The organism is Acidimicrobiales bacterium (assembly GCA_036270875.1).
Lineage (GTDB): Bacteria > Actinomycetota > Acidimicrobiia > Acidimicrobiales > AC-9 > AC-9.
In genome coordinates this window covers 1-15,501 of the sequence record DATBBR010000015.1, presented here as the reverse complement: position 1 = coordinate 15,501, position 15,501 = coordinate 1, and the positions used below count along the sequence as shown (strand labels likewise).

Annotated in this window: 14 protein-coding genes; 9 read left to right on the top strand and 5 right to left on the bottom strand. The window is 71.2% G+C overall.

Features of this window, described 5'->3' with window-relative positions:
• The first annotated feature begins 129 nt into the window (after window positions 1-129).
• Together VH112_01395 and VH112_01390 are read left to right on the top strand one after the other, a co-directional pair.
• Complete coding sequence (locus VH112_01395; protein ID HEX4538873.1) at window positions 130-798, top strand: hypothetical protein; 669 nt, start codon at window positions 130-132, stop codon at window positions 796-798.
• 39 nt (window positions 799-837) lie between these two features.
• Window positions 838-1,782 (top strand): patatin-like phospholipase family protein, encoded by a 945-nt coding sequence (locus tag VH112_01390; GenBank protein ID HEX4538872.1) that lies wholly within the window; start codon window positions 838-840, stop codon window positions 1,780-1,782.
• A gap of 56 nt (window positions 1,783-1,838) precedes the next feature.
• On the opposite strand, the gene VH112_01385 is transcribed toward VH112_01390, so the two are convergent.
• Genes VH112_01385 through VH112_01375 form a run of 3 tightly spaced genes read right to left on the bottom strand, consistent with a single transcriptional unit; the run spans window position 1,839 to window position 5,232 of the window.
• Entirely contained in the window at window positions 1,839-2,507 is a 669-nt protein-coding gene (locus tag VH112_01385; protein ID HEX4538871.1) for a hypothetical protein, read from the bottom strand.
• 46 nt (window positions 2,508-2,553) lie between these two features.
• The gene (locus VH112_01380) at window positions 2,554-4,584 is read right to left on the bottom strand and encodes a thioredoxin domain-containing protein (protein HEX4538870.1); all 2,031 of its coding nucleotides are present in this window, start codon (window positions 4,582-4,584) and stop codon (window positions 2,554-2,556) included.
• 57 nt (window positions 4,585-4,641) lie between these two features.
• Window positions 4,642-5,232: a TetR/AcrR family transcriptional regulator gene (locus tag VH112_01375; protein ID HEX4538869.1), complete on the bottom strand. Its 591-nt coding sequence runs from the start codon at window positions 5,230-5,232 to the stop codon at window positions 4,642-4,644.
• A gap of 138 nt (window positions 5,233-5,370) precedes the next feature.
• Here VH112_01375 and tyrS point away from each other — a divergent pair, with 138 nt between their 5' ends.
• On the top strand, window positions 5,371-6,657 hold the full coding sequence (gene tyrS, locus VH112_01370; protein HEX4538868.1) for a tyrosine--tRNA ligase: 1,287 nt from the start codon (window positions 5,371-5,373) through the stop codon (window positions 6,655-6,657).
• 18 nt (window positions 6,658-6,675) lie between these two features.
• Here the strand turns inward: tyrS and VH112_01365 are convergent, their stop codons facing one another.
• Complete coding sequence (locus VH112_01365) at window positions 6,676-7,134, bottom strand: HIT family protein (protein ID HEX4538867.1); 459 nt, start codon at window positions 7,132-7,134, stop codon at window positions 6,676-6,678.
• A 16-nt stretch (window positions 7,135-7,150) separates the two neighbouring features.
• Here VH112_01365 and VH112_01360 point away from each other — a divergent pair, with 16 nt between their 5' ends.
• The 5 genes from VH112_01360 (at window position 7,151) to VH112_01340 (ending at window position 13,068) form a co-directional block, all read left to right on the top strand.
• The gene (locus VH112_01360) at window positions 7,151-7,612 is read left to right on the top strand and encodes a DUF3151 domain-containing protein (GenBank protein HEX4538866.1); all 462 of its coding nucleotides are present in this window, start codon (window positions 7,151-7,153) and stop codon (window positions 7,610-7,612) included.
• Window positions 7,613-7,642: 30 nt separating this feature from the next.
• A complete protein-coding gene (locus VH112_01355) occupies window positions 7,643-10,657 on the top strand; it encodes a proline dehydrogenase family protein (GenBank protein ID HEX4538865.1) in 3,015 nt (1,004 codons plus the stop codon).
• Entirely contained in the window at window positions 10,654-11,118 is a 465-nt protein-coding gene (locus VH112_01350; GenBank protein HEX4538864.1) for a hypothetical protein, read from the top strand. The genes VH112_01355 and VH112_01350 overlap by 4 nt, the downstream gene beginning before the upstream one ends.
• 79 nt (window positions 11,119-11,197) lie before the next feature.
• Window positions 11,198-11,743: a flavin reductase family protein gene (locus VH112_01345; protein HEX4538863.1), complete on the top strand. Its 546-nt coding sequence runs from the start codon at window positions 11,198-11,200 to the stop codon at window positions 11,741-11,743.
• 149 nt (window positions 11,744-11,892) lie between these two features.
• Complete coding sequence (locus VH112_01340) at window positions 11,893-13,068, top strand: HRDC domain-containing protein (GenBank protein ID HEX4538862.1); 1,176 nt, start codon at window positions 11,893-11,895, stop codon at window positions 13,066-13,068.
• Window positions 13,069-13,081: 13 nt separating this feature from the next.
• On the opposite strand, the gene VH112_01335 is transcribed toward VH112_01340, so the two are convergent.
• Window positions 13,082-14,659 (bottom strand): alpha-amylase family glycosyl hydrolase, encoded by a 1,578-nt coding sequence (locus VH112_01335; protein ID HEX4538861.1) that lies wholly within the window; start codon window positions 14,657-14,659, stop codon window positions 13,082-13,084.
• A 140-nt stretch (window positions 14,660-14,799) separates the two neighbouring features.
• Between VH112_01335 and VH112_01330 the strand changes: the two genes are divergently transcribed.
• The coding region (locus VH112_01330; GenBank protein ID HEX4538860.1) for an ATP-dependent metallopeptidase FtsH/Yme1/Tma family protein at window positions 14,800-15,501 on the top strand (702 nt) is incomplete at its 3' end.

Genomic DNA, 15,501 nt, shown 5'->3' with positions numbered 1-15,501 from the left:
CGGGGCGGCCCGGGAGCGGGGTGTGGGCCGGCCACCGGCGGGCCCCGCATGGGACAGATCCAGGCGCCATCCCGTAATCTGGAGGAGAACTAGGCAAGCACCAGGTCGAATGGGAGTTCTCAAGAGGTCATGTCCATCGAGGTCGACACCAAGGACTGCACCGCGCTGAGCGACGCCGAGTTGGCCGATATGGCCGACATCTGCACTGACGGTTCGGCGGGCTTCGACGTGGGGTTCCTCTCCAAGCAGCGCGACGAATGGGTGCTCGTCACCCAGGCCCGCGAGGGCGGCAGGCTGGCCGGGTTCTCGTTCTGCACCCTCGAGCGCATCGGCGGGACGCCCTCCCTCCTCGTCGGTCTGGCCTCGGTGAAGGCGACGTCGAAGCGGGAGCACGTCGTCCGCACCCTGATGGGCGACCAGTACCGGCGGGCCCTGCTGGCGTTTCCCGACGAGGACGTGCTGGTCGGGACCCGCATGGTCGATCCCGGCGCCTTCGACGCCTTCAAGGGCCTCGCAGATGTCGTTCCCCGTCCCGCGCATCGGCCTACCGGCGAGGAGCGGGCGTGGGGTCGCCGCCTGGCCAAGCGTTTTGGCGCCGACGGGCGCCTCGATGATCGCACCTTCGTGCTCGGTGGTACGGGATCACCGGGCGGGGTGCTCGAATATCGCAGCCTCAAGTCGGGCCCCGCCGATGTCGCCGCCTTCTTCGCGCCGTTGACGGAGAAGCGCTACGACTGCCTCGTGGCTTTCGGATGGGCCATGGCCGAGGACCTGGCCGAGGGACGGCTGGGCCGATGAGCCCACCCGACTTGTCGTAGCGCGGTCCGGGGGGGGACCGTGAAGCTCGGACTGGTGTTGGGTGCCGGCGGTACGGTCGGCCTGGCGTACCACGCCGGCGTGCTCCATGCCCTCGAGAAGGAGGGCGGGATCCGGCTGGCCTCGGCCGACCTCATCGTGGGGACCAGTGCCGGCGCGGCTATCGCGGCGTACCTTCGCAGCGGCTGGTCTTCGGCCGACTTCTGGAGCGAGGCCCTGGCCAGCGGAGCCGAGGAGCGAGACGGATGGGGGGACATCTTGGCCCCGAACTTCGCGTCACCCGTCGAGCTGGTGCAGCGCGGCGTCGGGTCGGCGTACGTGCTCGGCCGTTCGGTGCTGCGAATCCCGGTCCCGGCGGTGCCGGCCGTGCTCAGGCGGGTGTTCCCCGGCGGGTTGTTCGCCATGGCAGAGGGCCGCGACCGGCTCGAGGCCGAGCTGCCCGCGGCCTGGCCGACCGAGCCTCTGTGGCTCTGTGCCGTCGACATCGGCAGCGGCCGGCGAGTCGTGCTCGGCCGTGACCACGAGACACGCATCGACTTGCCACGCGCCGTCCAGGCCTCCTGCGCCATACCGGGGATCTTCCCCCCGGTCCGGGTCGGCGGTCACGTGCTCGTCGACGGCGGTGCCCACTCGACCACCAACCTCGACCTGGCCGCGGACGCCGGCTGCGACCTGATCATCGGCGTGGCGCCGTTGGCCTTCGACCCTACGGATGCCCCGGGGCCATTGATCCAGTTGGCCCGCAGGGTGCCGGCCCGGGCGCTGGCCCAGGAGGCCGGCGCGGCGCGTCGACGGGGCGCCCAGGTCCTGCTCCTTCGTCCGACCGGGCCCGAGGTGCGCGCCCACGGCATCAACCTGATGCGTGGCGCTGGCCTCGACCGCACGGCCCGCGACGCCTACGAGTCGACGGCGCGCAGCCTCGCCACCGACCGCTTCCGCCGGGCCCTGGCCGAGCTGGCCGCCTAGGCGCAGAGCGGCGGCGACCGCTTCCTCGGGCCGGCTGGAAGCCCGCGGCTGGCGGTTCACTGCCGGGGGAGCACCGCCACCAGCGTCTTGTAGCAGTGGCCGTTGCGCGGCGGGGCCAGGGCCACCAGCAGGTATTGGGGGCGATGGCCGAGGGCGTGGGAGAGGGCCCGGCCGCCGAGACGGGCCCGTTCGTTGCCGGCAAAAGCGGCCGACAGGCGGGCGTCGTCGACGGGCAGCTGATACTGGCTGCCATCCCAGTGGAACCGGGCCCACAAGGTGTCGTCGGGCTGGCGCTTGGTGACCACCAGGCCATCGTCCGGTGCGATGAGGGCCAGCGACGGCCGAGTCCCGTTCAGGGTCCAGTACGGGGTGGCCGCGGCGGGGAAGCCGAGCAACGGCTCACCCTTGGGCGCCACCAGGGCGCGCAGGTACCGCTTCACCCGGCCCCGACGGACCCGGCGGGCAGGTCGCGCCGGTCCCGCCATGGTGACCGCCTCGGGCTGCGACAGGTCGCTGGCGTGCACATTGTCCGCCAGCTCGACCTTGATCACGTCCAGGATGTGGCTCGGGCCGGTGTCGGTATCGGTGCTGCCGTGCGCCCGCACGAACGCGCCAGAATCGACGTCGACCGCCAGGTACTCGTCCGGGCGCTCGGCCAGGACCAGGAGCCGGAGCTCCGCCCCGGCGAGGTCGAGCCGGGGCGAGGACAGACCGGTGCGACTCACGGGCTCCATCATGCCCTCCGTTGCCGACGCGTCGAGGGATAGATCGTTACCGGGTTGTGAGCTGGGCCTCCAGGTCCACGACCGTCGACGTCGGTGTCAAGCATGCGTAGTCGCGACAGACGTAGGCCAGGCCGTCTCGTCGTTCTTCCCACAGCGGCGACCGGTACGGCTCTCCCCACGCCAGCGCGGCGCGGGGCAAGTAGCTGCGGTGCACGGCGCCGACCAGGTCGGGACGGTCACCGACGACGGCGACCTCGGTGACCCCATCGGCGACGAGATCCACGGCGCCCAGGGCGTGGGTGAAGGCGGTCGGCTGGGTGGCCATGGCCTCTCCCAGCGAGGCGAGGATGGCCTCGGCGGCCTGGGCATAGCGCACCTCACCGGTCAGGGCGGCCAGACGGGCGAGGGCGACGGCACCCACCGAGTTCGCCGACGGCGTGGCCCCGTCGAACAGCTCCTTCGAGCGGACGATGAGCCGTTCGGCGTCCTCGCCCGTCGTGAAGAGCCCGCCCTGCGCCGGGTCCCAGAACAGGGCGAGCAGGTCGTCGGCCGTGGCCCTGGCCGTCTCGATCCAGCGGGCCTGGCCGGTGAGCTCGGACAGTCGGGTGAAGGCATCGACGAGCCAGGCGTAGTCGGCCGCGACCGCCAGATGGCCGGCTCGACCCCGCCGGCCACCGTCGCTGCCGTCGCTGCTCGAGTCCCCCTGCCAGGAGCGCAGCCAGCGCCCGTCGTCTCGTCGCAGGGATCCGAGCAGGAACTCGGCGACCGAGACGGCCTCCTCCCGCCAGTCCTGCCGACCGGTCGCCCCCGCGGCCTCGGCCAGCGTCGAGCAGAACATGGCGTTCCACTCGGTGAGCACCTTGTCGTCCAGTCCGGGCCGTACCCGCCGGGCCCGATGCGCGAACAGCAGGCGTCGCGCGCGCTCGATCGCCGGAGGCCGCAGCAGATCAGCCCGCTGGGGGCGGTGCAGGATGTTCGAGCCTTCGAAGTTGCCCGCGGCGGTGACGCCGTACCAGTCGATGGCCGCCGGCGCCAGCTCGGGGCCGAGCGTGTCGGTCACCTCCTGCAGGCTCCAGACATAGAAGCGACCCTCCACGCCTTCGGAGTCGGCGTCCTCGGCGGAGTAGAGCCCGCCCTCGGGGGCGCGCAGGTCGCGCAGCACGTACTCCACGGTCTCGTCGAGCACCTGTCGCCAGTGCGGCGACCCGGTCACCTGCCAGCCGTGGAGGTAGATGCGGGCCAACCCGGCCTGGTCGTACAGCATCTTCTCGAAATGCGGCACCATCCAGCGGCCGTCGACCGAGTAGCGGGCGAACCCGCCTCCGAGGTGGTCGTAGATGCCGCCGGACGCCATGGCATCGAGGGTGGTCGTCACCATGGCGAGCGCCGTGTCCCCGCCCGAGCGGTCGTGGGCTCGGAGCGCCAGCTCGAGCATCGACGGCTGGGGGAACTTGGGAGCGGACCCGAACCCTCCCCAGCTGGGGTCGTAGGCGCTCTGGAGGGCGGCGAAGGCCCCCTGCAGGAGCTCGGCGGGAGCAGCAGGCGGTCGGCCGGTGCCGGCGCCGGCCGTAGGGATCTGCAGCCGGGCCTCGACTGCGCCCACCAGCTGCTCGGCCTGGCCGACAACCTCGTCGCGCCGGTCGCGCCACGCTGCGTCGATGGCCTGCAGCACCGTGGTGAACCCTGGCAGCCCGCCCCGGTCGTCCTTGGGGAAGTAGGTGCCCCCGTAGAACGGTCGCCGGTCGGGGGTGAGGAAGACCGTCATGGGCCACCCCCCCCGACCGGTGATGGCCTGCACGGCCTCCATGTAGACCGCGTCGACGTCCGGCCGCTCCTCGCGGTCGACCTTGATGCTGACGAAGCGGTCGTTGAGCAGGGCGGCCGTGTGCTCGTCCTCGAAGGACTCGTGCGCCATCACGTGACACCAGTGACACGAGGAGTACCCGATGGAGAGCATGACCGGTCGGTCGTCGGTGCGAGCCCGCGCGAACGCCTCCTCGCCCCACGGATACCAGTCCACCGGGTTGTCCTGATGCTGGCGCAGATAGGGGCTGGTCTCTGCGGACAGACGGTTCATGGCCTCGAGCCTATGTCGGGCTCCCCGCCGGCCAGGGGGCCGGCATCGTGGGCCGGCCTACGGTCGGCGCCCGGTGAGCCCGGCGATGACGGCGTCGATCACCGTCTCGACCAGCGCTCGCTCCAGGTCGGGATCGAACTCGGGCCCGGCGAGGATCACAGTGGCCACGCCGTGGGTCGCGGTCCAGATGGTCAGCGCCGCCAGATGTGGGTCCACGCTGCCGAGCAGACCGGCACGGGCGAGCTCGAAGACCGGTGCCGCACCGACCTGAAATTCCTCGGGCGCCATGGTGGCCATCGCCTCAGCGTCCTTGGGCTGGGCCGTGAGCTCGGGCCGCACCATGAAGATGGCCTTGAACAGCGCCGGGTTCTCCTTGGCGTAGGCCACGTAGGCCAGGCTCCGGGCCCGGATGAGGGCCAGCGGCTCGGTCTCGGGGATGGACTGGATCCGCTCGATCACCCGCCGGCCCTCCTGGTCGGCGACGCCCTGCAGGAGGTCGTGCTTGTCCTTTACGTGCGCGTAGAGCGCCGGCGCGGTGACGCCCAGGGCCCCCGCCACCCGACGCAGGGACACCGCCTCGATGCCTTCGGCGGCCAGAAGGGTGCGGGCCGCCTCGATGATCGCCTGGCGGGAGAGACGAGCACCCATGACTCCAGGGTCGCGCCATCGGCATCGTTGCGCCCTTGCGACGTCGTCAAGGCGTCACTAGAGCCAGGTGGCGGCCCGAGTAAGAGCGGCCGTGGAACGTGGTGTCTGGTCCGGGCCAGCCGTGGCAGGCTGGCCCGCGTGCGTGGATTCTTTGCCGACCTCCAGTTCCGTGGTCTCGTTCAGCAGTTGAGTGACGCCAAGCTGGCCACCATCCTCGACCGGGAGCCGCTGACGGCCTACGCCGGGTTCGATCCCAGCGCCGACAGCCTCCACGTCGGCCACCTCCTCGGGATCTTCAACCTGCGCCGCCTCCAGGAGGCCGGCCACCGGCCGATCGCCCTTGCGGGCGGGGGTACGGGGATGATCGGCGACCCGAGCGGCAAGAGCGAGGAGCGTCAGCTGCTGGGAGCCGAGACGCTGGAGGCCAACATGGCCGGCATTCGTGGCCAGCTCGGTCGGTTCCTCGACTTCACCCCGACGGCCGGCGCCAGTCAGGCGGTCCTGGTCGACAACGTCGAATGGCTGGGCCCGCTGCGGCTGCTGGAGTTCCTCCGGGACGTCGGCAAGCACTTCGGCGTTGGCCAGATGATCGCCAAGGAAACGGTGCGGGCCCGGCTGGACACGCCCGAGCAGGGCATGTCGTTCACCGAGTTCAGCTACATGCTCCTCCAGGCCTACGACTTCCTTCGGCTGTTCGACGCCTACGGGTGTCGGCTGCAGTTGGGTGGAAGCGACCAGTGGGGCAACATCACGATGGGCATCGAGCTCGTCCGGCGCGTGCGAGGCGCCGAAGCGTGGGGGCTGACCTGGCCCCTGGTCGTGCGCCCCGACGGAACGAAGTTCGGCAAGACCGTGTCCGGCAACGTCTGGCTGGACGAGCGGCGCACCAGCCCGTACCAGCTCTTCCAGTTCTTCCTGCGGACCGAGGACAGCGTGGTTGGCACCTACCTCCGCTACTTCACCTGGCTCGATCACGGGCGGATCGAGGAACTCGACGCCGCCGTGGCCACCCACCCCGAGGCCCGGGAGGCTCAGCGCACCCTGGCGCGCGAGGTGACCGCGCTGGTCCACGGCGAGATGGCAGCGGCCAACGCCGAGCGCACTGCGGCGGCGCTGTTCTCAGAGGAGATCGCCAAGCTCGACGAGGAGGTCCTCGTCGACGTGCTCGCTGATGCCCCCTCCAGCACCTGGTCGAGGGACCGTCTGGCGGACGGCGGGCTTTCGCTCGTCGAGGCCATGGTCGAGACCGGCCTTGCCCCGTCCCGCTCGGCCGCCCGCTCGACCATCGAGCAGGGGGGCGCCTACGTCAACAATCGCCGCGAGGTCGACCGAGCCCGCCAGCTGGGCCCGGAGGACCTGTTGCGGGACCGCTATCTGCTGCTGCGCCGGGGGAGACGGGACCAGCATCTCGTCCGTTTCGGGTAGCGGTCGGGGCGGCCGGCCTCAGGGGTCGCTGACCGGATCGGCCCCGAGGGCGGCGCGGATGGCGGCCGCCACCTCGGCCTCGATGGCTTCGTCGGCGTAGCGCTGGCGGGGCCACAGGAAACCGCGGAGCCCGTCCTTGAATCGTCGGGGCACCACGTGGACGTGGAGGTGAGGCACGCTCTGGCTCACCCGGTTGTTCATCAGCACCAGGGTGCCGTCGGCCTGCATCGCCCGGGCCACGGCGGCGGCGACCCGACGGGTCGCGGCGAAGAGCGGCTCGATCAGCGGGAGCGGCAGGTCGACGAGCGTCTCGAAATGGGCCCTCGGCACGACCAGCACGTGGCCCGGGAACACCGGGCGCTGATCGAGGAACGCCGACACCTGGCCTTCCTCGAGAACCAGGTCGGTGGGCACCTCGTGGGCCACGATGTCGCAGAACTTGCAGCCGGGGAGCCGGTCTCCGGGCGACGTGGTCATCGGCGGGCGAGCCTATGTGCGACGATTCGACGTGGCCGACGACTCCCCCATATCGCTGTCGGGCAGCCCGCCCGAGACCGAGCTGCCTCTGGCCCCGGCTCCTGCTCGCGAGCAGCTGCGCGCCGCGCTTCAGGTTGTGAGCGGCGAGCGGCGAGCGGCCGTGGCCAAGGTCGCCGCCGCCTTCCCCCGCTTCCTCGAGGCCTGGGCGTCACTGGGCGACCTGGCCCGGGACGACGTCGAGGCCTACGCCTACTTTCGGGTCGGCTACCACCGCGGGCTGGATGCGCTGCGGGCCGCCGGTTGGCGGGGGTCGGGCTACGTGCGCTCGTCCCACGAGCCGAACCGAGGATTCCTACGGTGCCTGGACGGGCTCGCTCGTGTCGCTGGCGCCATTGGTGAGACCGACGAGGCGGAGCGCTGTCGCCAGTTTCTCCGTCAGCTCGACCCGGGATGGCGCCAGGCCGCGCCTGACGGCTGATCTCAGTACCAGCCGGGTACCTTGGCCGTTGTGGCCCCACCGCTCGAGGCGGAAGTCACCGACCTGGCTCGGTGCATCGCCGAGCTCGGCTCTGGTGAGCGGGCCCGGGTCTACCGGCTGTCATGGTGGAGCGAGCGCATGCTCGCCTGGGCCATGGCCAACCCGTCGTTCAAGACCCAGCTGTTCCGCCTGGTCGACGTGTTCCCTGCAACGACCGGTGACGCCGACGCGCTTCGGCATCTCCATGAGTATTTCGCCGGGGCCGATGCCCCCCGGCTGCTCGATCTGGGCGTCGGCGTGGCCGAGCATCTGCCGCGCGGCGAGCGGCTGTCGGCCGCGGTCGCCCGTCGCAACATCGCCCGCATGGCCCAGCAGTTCATCGTGGGGGCCACTCCGGCCGAGGTGGCCGGCCGGCTCGAGCGCCTGTGGCGCGGGGGGACGGCCTTCACCATTGACCTGTTGGGCGAGAAGACGCTCACCGGCGCCGAGGCCGACCGGTATGCGGTGCGCGTGGATGAGGTCCTGCGGGTGTTGCTGGATGCCAGTACCGGCTGGGCGCCGGACGATCACCTGGAGCGGGACGACCTAGGACCGCTGCCTCGCGTCAGCGTCAGCATCAAGCCCACCGCCCTGGCGCCGAGGTTCGCACCGCTCACCGGCGCCGAGGCCGTTGCCCGAGCCGCCGACCGCCTGCGCCCCCTGCTCAAGCTCGCCGTCGACCGCGGTGCGTTCGTGTGGCTGGACACCGAGGACTACGACGCCAAGCAGCTCACCTTCGAGCTGTTCCGCAGCCTGCTCGAGGAGCCGGACCTGGCCCCCCTGCACGCGGGGGTTGTCGTGCAGGCCTACCTGAAGGACGCCGCCGCCGATCTCGCCGACCTCGTTGCGTGGTCGACTCGGCGCGCCGCCACGGTCCCTGGCGCCCGACCCCTCGGTGTGCGGCTGGTGAAGGGGGCGTATTGGGACGCGGAGACCGTGCGGGCCCGAGCCGAGGGCTGGCCGGTCCCGGTGTTCGAGGACAAGGCGCAGACCGACGCCAACTACGAGCGCTGCGCCCGACTGCTGCACGATCACCATGGGCAGGTGAGGGCCGCCTTCGGCTCGCACAACCTGCGGTCGCTCGCCTATGCCATCGCCTACGCGCGCCGGCTCGGCATCCCCGACTCCGGCTACGAGCTCCAGATGCTGTACGGCATGGCCGAGCCGGTGCACGCTGCCATCCGCCGTCTCGGGCTGCGCCTGCGCGTGTACGCCCCCATGGGCGAGCTGGTTCCGGGCATGTCCTACCTCGTCCGGCGTCTCCTCGAGAACACGTCGAACGAAAGCTTCGTGCGTCGTCAGTTCGCGCAGCACCGCAGTCTCGACGACCTCTTGGTCGCGCCGCAGGCGGGCGAGCTCCCTGGTCCCACGCGTCCCGCCAGTCGTCCCGCCACCGATCCGAGCCGGTCGGGCCCGTACCATCACGAGCCGGTGGCCGAGTGGCGGCGTGCCGGCGTTCGTTGGGAGTTCGCCGCGGTCGTGGAACGCACGGGGAGCTCCCTCGAGCGTGGAGGACGCGGCCTCGACGCACCGGCGGTGATCGGCGGCGAGAAGATCCACACCGGATCGACGATCGTCTCCGTCGATCCCGCGGCGCCCGACACCGTGGTGGCGACCTCGGCGTCCTGCGGGCCGGACGAAGCAGATCGGGCTGTCGAGGTGGCAACCCGGGCCTGGGAGCAGTGGAGGCGGACGCCGGCGCGCGAGCGGGCGGCGGTCCTCTTCCGTTTGGCGGAATGGATGCGCGCCCGCCGGACCGACCTGACCGCCCTCGAGATCTTCGAGGCGGGAAAGCCCTGGGCCGAGGCCGACGCCGACGTGTGCGAAGCCATCGATTTCTGCGAGTACTACGGCAGGGAGATGCTGCGCCTGGACCTCGGCGGCGCCGTCGACTCACCACCGGGGGAGACCAATCGCCTCACCTACCAGTCCCGGGGCGTGGGTGTCGTCATCGCACCGTGGAACTTCCCCCTCGCCATCCCCACTGGGATGGTGACCGCTGCCCTGGTGACCGGCAACGCCGTCATCCTGAAGCCGGCGGAACAGGCCCCCGCCGTCGCCTCCATGCTGATCGAAGGCCTGGCTGCGGCCGGCCTGCCACCAGGGGTGGTTGGCTTCCTGCCCGGGGTCGGCGAGGTGGTCGGGGCGCACCTGGTCGCCCACCCGGGGGTGAGCTTCGTCGTTTTCACCGGCTCGAAGGCGGTAGGACTGGAGGTGAACGCCGCCGCCGCCGCGCACCGTCCCGGCCAGCGCCAGGTCAAGCGGGTTGTCGCCGAGATGGGCGGCAAGAACGCCATCGTGGTCGACGCCGACGCCGATCTGGACCAGGCCATTCCCGCCGTGGTGCACTCGGCGTTCTCCTACGCCGGGCAGAAGTGCTCGGCAGCCTCGCGCCTGATCGTGCTGGAGCCCGTGTTCGACGAGGTGGTCACGAGGCTGAGCGGTGCCGCGCTCGAGCTGTCGATCGGCCATCCGCGCCACATGGCGACCGAGGTCGGGCCGCTCATCGACGCCGACGCCCACGCCCGCGTGCACACCTATACCGCGGCGGCGCACACCCAGGGCCGGGTCGTGCTGTCGCGAACGGACCTGCCCCCGTCGGGCTACTTCGCCGGTCCCGTGGTTGTCGCCGACGTCGCACCTGACGCGCCGCTGGCCACAGACGAGATCTTCGGCCCGGTGCTGGCTGTGCTGCGGGCCGCCTCCTTCGCTGACGCCGTGGCGCTGGCCAACAACACCGACTACGCGCTGACCGCCGGCGTCTTCTCCCGCTCCCCTGCGCACATTGCCTTGGCGTCGAACGAGCTGCAGGCGGGCAACGTCTACGTCAACCGGGGGATCACGGGCGCGGTGGTCGGCCGCCAGCCCTTCGGTGGCCACGGGTTGTCGGGCGTGGGCTCCAAGTCGGGCGGCCCCGACTACCTGCTGCAGTTCGTCGATCCCAGGGTGGTCACGGAGAACACGCTGCGCCGGGGCTTCGCGCCGGACGGACCGGGCGGAGCATGAAGCAGCAGAGGATGACCGCCGCGGCCGCTCTGGTCGTCGCCTCGATGCTGGTGACCGCCTGCTCGTCGGGGCCCGACGTCTCGGGCACGTTGTCGCAGCGGGTCAACGGATGGTCGCAGGGAGTGGGCCTCACGGCCTCGAGCGCCAAGATCGGCTCCGAGCTCGACCAGGTCACGAAGACCGCCCAGGCCGGTGACCTTGGCGGCCTGCAAGCGGTCAGCGTTCAGCTCCAGGACGACGCCACCATCGCTCACGCCCAGCTCCCGAGTCCCGATCAGAGCCTGACGGACCAGCTGAACACGGCGTACCAGACCGCATACCAGCTCGCCAACCACTACCTGGACAAGGGTGCTGGGTCCAACCGGGCGGCGGGTCTGGCCGCCGTCATCAGTCAGGCCGACGCCGCGCAGCGGGCCCTGCAGGCGGCACGCGCCCGGGCGACGACGTTCGCCCACTCCTGAGCGAGCGCGGCGTGGTGGTCAGACCACGCCTCGCTCCTGTCGCAATGGCCGGCCGTCATCCGGCGCTATGTTCGAGACCATGGCCGGAGCTACGAGCGGGTTGATCGGCCCCTTTCCACCGGGGGCTGATCCCGAGGAGTACGACAAGCTGCGCCGGCGTGTGCTGTGGACGATGCCCAGCGGGCTCTACGTCATCGGGAGTCGAGCCGACGGGCGCCGCAACCTCATGACCGCCAACTGGGTCACCCAGGTCGCCTTCGATCCCAAGCTGGTGGCCGTGAGCGTCGAGAAGGAGGCCCTCACCGCCACCCTGGTCGACGATGGCGGCGCGTTCAGTCTCTCGATCGTCGACCGCGACGACCGCGCCATCGTGCGCAAGTTCGTCAAGCCGGTCGAGTCTGACGAGGAGGCCGGGACGCTCAACGGCTTCGCCTTCCATGAGGCCACGACCGGTGCGCCGATTCTCGACCAGGCCCTGGCCTACCTGGACTGCGAGGTGCGCGAGCGAGTGCCGGTGGGAGACCACATCCTCTTCGTGGGCGAGGTCGTGGAGGCCCGCTTTCAGGGGGACGAGAGCTCCCTGCCGCTGCGAATGGAGGACACCCGCATGAGCTACGGCGGTTGACCGCGCTCGGCCCCTGCAGGTTCGGCCGGTGCAGCCTGCCGTACGGTAGCGTCGGACGCGATGACCCGACATCGGCTCGACAACGACGTCTGGGGCTTCGGGTCGATGCTGGACGAGGTCACCGGTGACGACACCGGTTTCGTGAAGGGCTGAGCGATCTGGCCGAACCGAGCTGGGTCGACGCTCAGCCCGCCATGGACGAGCTGGTGGCCGAGATCGAGGCCGCCTCGGTGTACGGCTTCGACACCGAGTTCCACCGCGAGCGCTCCTACTTCCCGCACCTGGCCCTGGTCCAGCTGGTCTGGCCCGGGGGAGTCGCCCTGGTCGATCCGTACCGCGTCGACCTCGCCGGGTTGCGCCGGGTGCTGGACGGACCAGGGCTCGCCGTGGCCCACGCCGCCGACCAGGATCTCGAAGTGCTCGAGCTGGCGTGCGGGACGAAGCCCCGCCGACTGTTCGACACCCAGCTGGCGGCTGGCTTCCTCGGCCTCTCGGCTCCGTCGCTGACGACATTGGTCGAGCACCTTCTCGGCCACCGGTTGGCGAAGGGGGATCGCCTCACCGACTGGACTCGACGCCCCCTCAGCGCCGAGCAACGCCACTACGCAGCGTCCGACGCCGCGCACTTGCTCGAACTGCACCGAGCGCTGGTAGTCGAGCTCGACCGCCTCGACCGGCTGAGCTGGGCCGAGGGAGAGTGCGAGATCCTTCTGTCCCGCCCCAGCCGGCGGGTCGAGCCGGACGAGGCATGGTGGCGACTGAAGGAGGCCCGCCAGCTCAGGGGCAAGTCACGAGCCGTGGCCCAGACGGTGGGCGCCTGGCGGGAGCGCCGCGCCGCGGCGACCGATCGACCTTCGCGGTTCATCCTCCCCGATCTGGCGGTGGTTGCCATCGCCCAGCGGCCGCCAACCACCACGGCCGAGGTGGCAGGTGTCCGGGGGCTCGACGGGCGCCGGGCCAAGGCGGCGGACGCGGCGGGGCTGCTCGACGCCGTGCGGGCCGGGCTGGAGCTCGGTGACGACGCCCTCCGGCAGCCACCGACCGATCAGGTCGAGCGCCGCCTGCGTCCAGTTGCGACGCTGGCCGGGGCCTGGCTGGCCCAGCGGGCGAGCGAGCTGCGGATCGACGCTCCCCTTCTTGCCACCCGGGCCGACCTGCACGCGCTGCTGCGGGGTGCTGGCGAGTCCCGTCTGGCCAGCGGGTGGCGCCGGACGCTCGTGGGCGAGCCGCTTCGCCAGCTGCTGGCGGGGGAGGGGGCGCTTGCGGTCGGCGGCCGGGGCGAGCTGGTCCTGGAGGCCCGCTCGCACCGGCCCATCGCGGTTTGAGCAGCGGGCGCCGTCAGGAAGGCGCCTCGGTCAGGACAACGGCGCCCGGTCCGTGGACGACGCCGGCGTACGGCTCCAAGTCGACCGGGCCGTCGGAGGACACCTCGACCCGCCAGGCGCCACCTTGCACGGGGACCGCAGCCTCGTGATCGGCGAAGTTGACGACAACCACACGGCGGTCGCCTGCCGCCGCTCGCTCGTAGGCAAGCACGTCAGGCGGGCTCGGGAGGGGCGACCATGACCCGGTGGACAGGGCGGGCGACCGTCGCCGGGCGGCCAGGAGGTGGCGGTAGAGGTGGAGGATGGAGGTCGGGTCGTCCTTGAGGGCGGCCACGTTCCGGAGCTCGGCCTCCGGCGGCCATGGCAACCACGGAGCTGCCCCCGGGCGTTGACCATCGAAGCGCCACCCGTGGTCGGGTGAAGAGTCCCAGGGCATCGGTGCTCGGGAGCCGTCGCGCCCTCCTGGATCGAGCTGGGCCTCAGCGGGGATGTCGGCGTTGTCGAGTCCGAGCTCCTCGCCGGCGTACATGAAGGGCGTGCCCCGCAGCGTGAGCAGCAGCACGGCGGCGGCGCGGGCGCGGCCCTCCGAGCCGCCGTAGCGCGTTCGGTGCCGTGGATTGTCGTGGTTCGACAACACCCAGGTGGGCCACGCCCCCCTGGGATCGAGCTCCTCGACCACTCGGTCGATGCGGTGGCGCCACGCCCCTGCTTCCCAGGGGGCGAAGAGCGGAGGAAAGTTGAAGGCCAGCTGGAGCTCGTCGCCTTCACCGTAGTAGCGCGCCACGGCCGCGGTGGATAGCAGGAAGACCTCACCGACCATCAGTCGCTCGCCTGGATAGGAGTCGATCAGCCGCCGCAGCTGGCGGAGGATGTCATGGGTGGCGGCGTGGTCGTTGAGCGCAGACCAGGGCATGCCGGTCCACTTGGCGTCGGCGTCCGGGAGGAGCGGGTCCTTGCCCACCGCATGTATCGCGTCGGCGCGGAAGCCGTCGACTCCCCGGTCGAGCCAGAACCGCAGCACGCCGTGCATGGCCTCGACCACCTCGGGGTTCGCCCAGTTGAGGTCCGGCTGCTGAGGCAGGAACAGGTGGAGGTACCACTGGCGGGTGCCCTCGTCCCAGGTCCACGCGGGTCCGTCGATGAAGGTGCCCCGCCAGTTGTTGGGCGGGTGGTCGGGCTGCCCGTCCCGCCAGACGTACCACTCCCGTCGCGGCGACGACCGCGCCGAGCGCGCATCGACGAACCACCTGTGCTGGTCGCTGGTGTGGTTGGGAACCCAGTCGATCAGCACCCGGATGCCGAGCTCGTGCGCCCGGGCGACCAGGTCGTCGAAGTCGGCCAACGTCCCGAACATCGGGTCCACGTCGCAGTGGTCGGCCACGTCGTAACCGAAGTCGGCCATCGGCGAGCGGAAGAAGGGGGAGAGCCAGAGCGCATCCACGCCCAGCCACGCCAGATGGTCGAGGCGGCGGCGAATGCCCTCCAGGTCACCGACACCATCACCGTTGGAATCCTGAAACGACCGCGGGTAGATCTGGTAGACGACCGCGGACTTCCACCAGGGCAGTCCGTGGAGCCGGTCGCCGAGCACAGTGGGCGACCGTAGCCCCAACCCTTCCTGACGCCCACCGTCCACGCCCCGGCGGGGGGCCTCTGTCAGCACCACGGGGACTGACGCCCAGCCCGGGGGGGTGCGAGCGATTCTGGGGAAGTAGGTTGGAGGTTCGACCAGTGTCGAGGGGGACACTCTTCGTGATCGGCCAGCATCACTCCAACCCACCGAAGCCCGGCCCGCCGACGGACCCGCCGAAGCGGCCGGCGCCACCACCACCGCCCCCTCGCTGGCGGATCTGGTTCCTCGTGGTCGGGATCCTCGCCACCGTCGGGCTGCTGTTCATACCGAGCATGGCGAGCGCCCCGCCGGTCTCCAACCTGAACTACACGACCTTCCTCAACAAGGTCAACGCCAATCAGGTGTCCACGGCCACCATCGACCCCAACGGCAAGGTCACCGGCACGTTGAAGGGGAAGGCCGGGCAGCACTACAGCTCCCAGATCCCCCTGGCCCTCGGCAACAACCAGCTCGCCTCGACTCTCCAAGCCCACGGCGTGACCATCACCGGTGTGGGCCCCAGCAGCTCGGTGCTGCCCACGATCCTCTCCTTCCTGCCGTTCGTGCTCTTCCTCGGACTGTTCCTGTTCCTGGGCCGTCGCACGGCCCGGGCGGCGGGGGGGATCATGGGCGTCGGCAGCTCGAGGGCCAAGCTCTACGACGAGGAGCGACCTTCGACCCGCTTCGGCGATGTAGCCGGCTACGAGGGGGCCAAGCAGGAGGTCAGCGAGGTCGTCGACTTCCTCGCCCACCCCGACCGCTACGCCCGGGCGGGCGCCGTCGGGCCGCGGGGTGTACTCATGGTCGGGCCTCCCGGCACG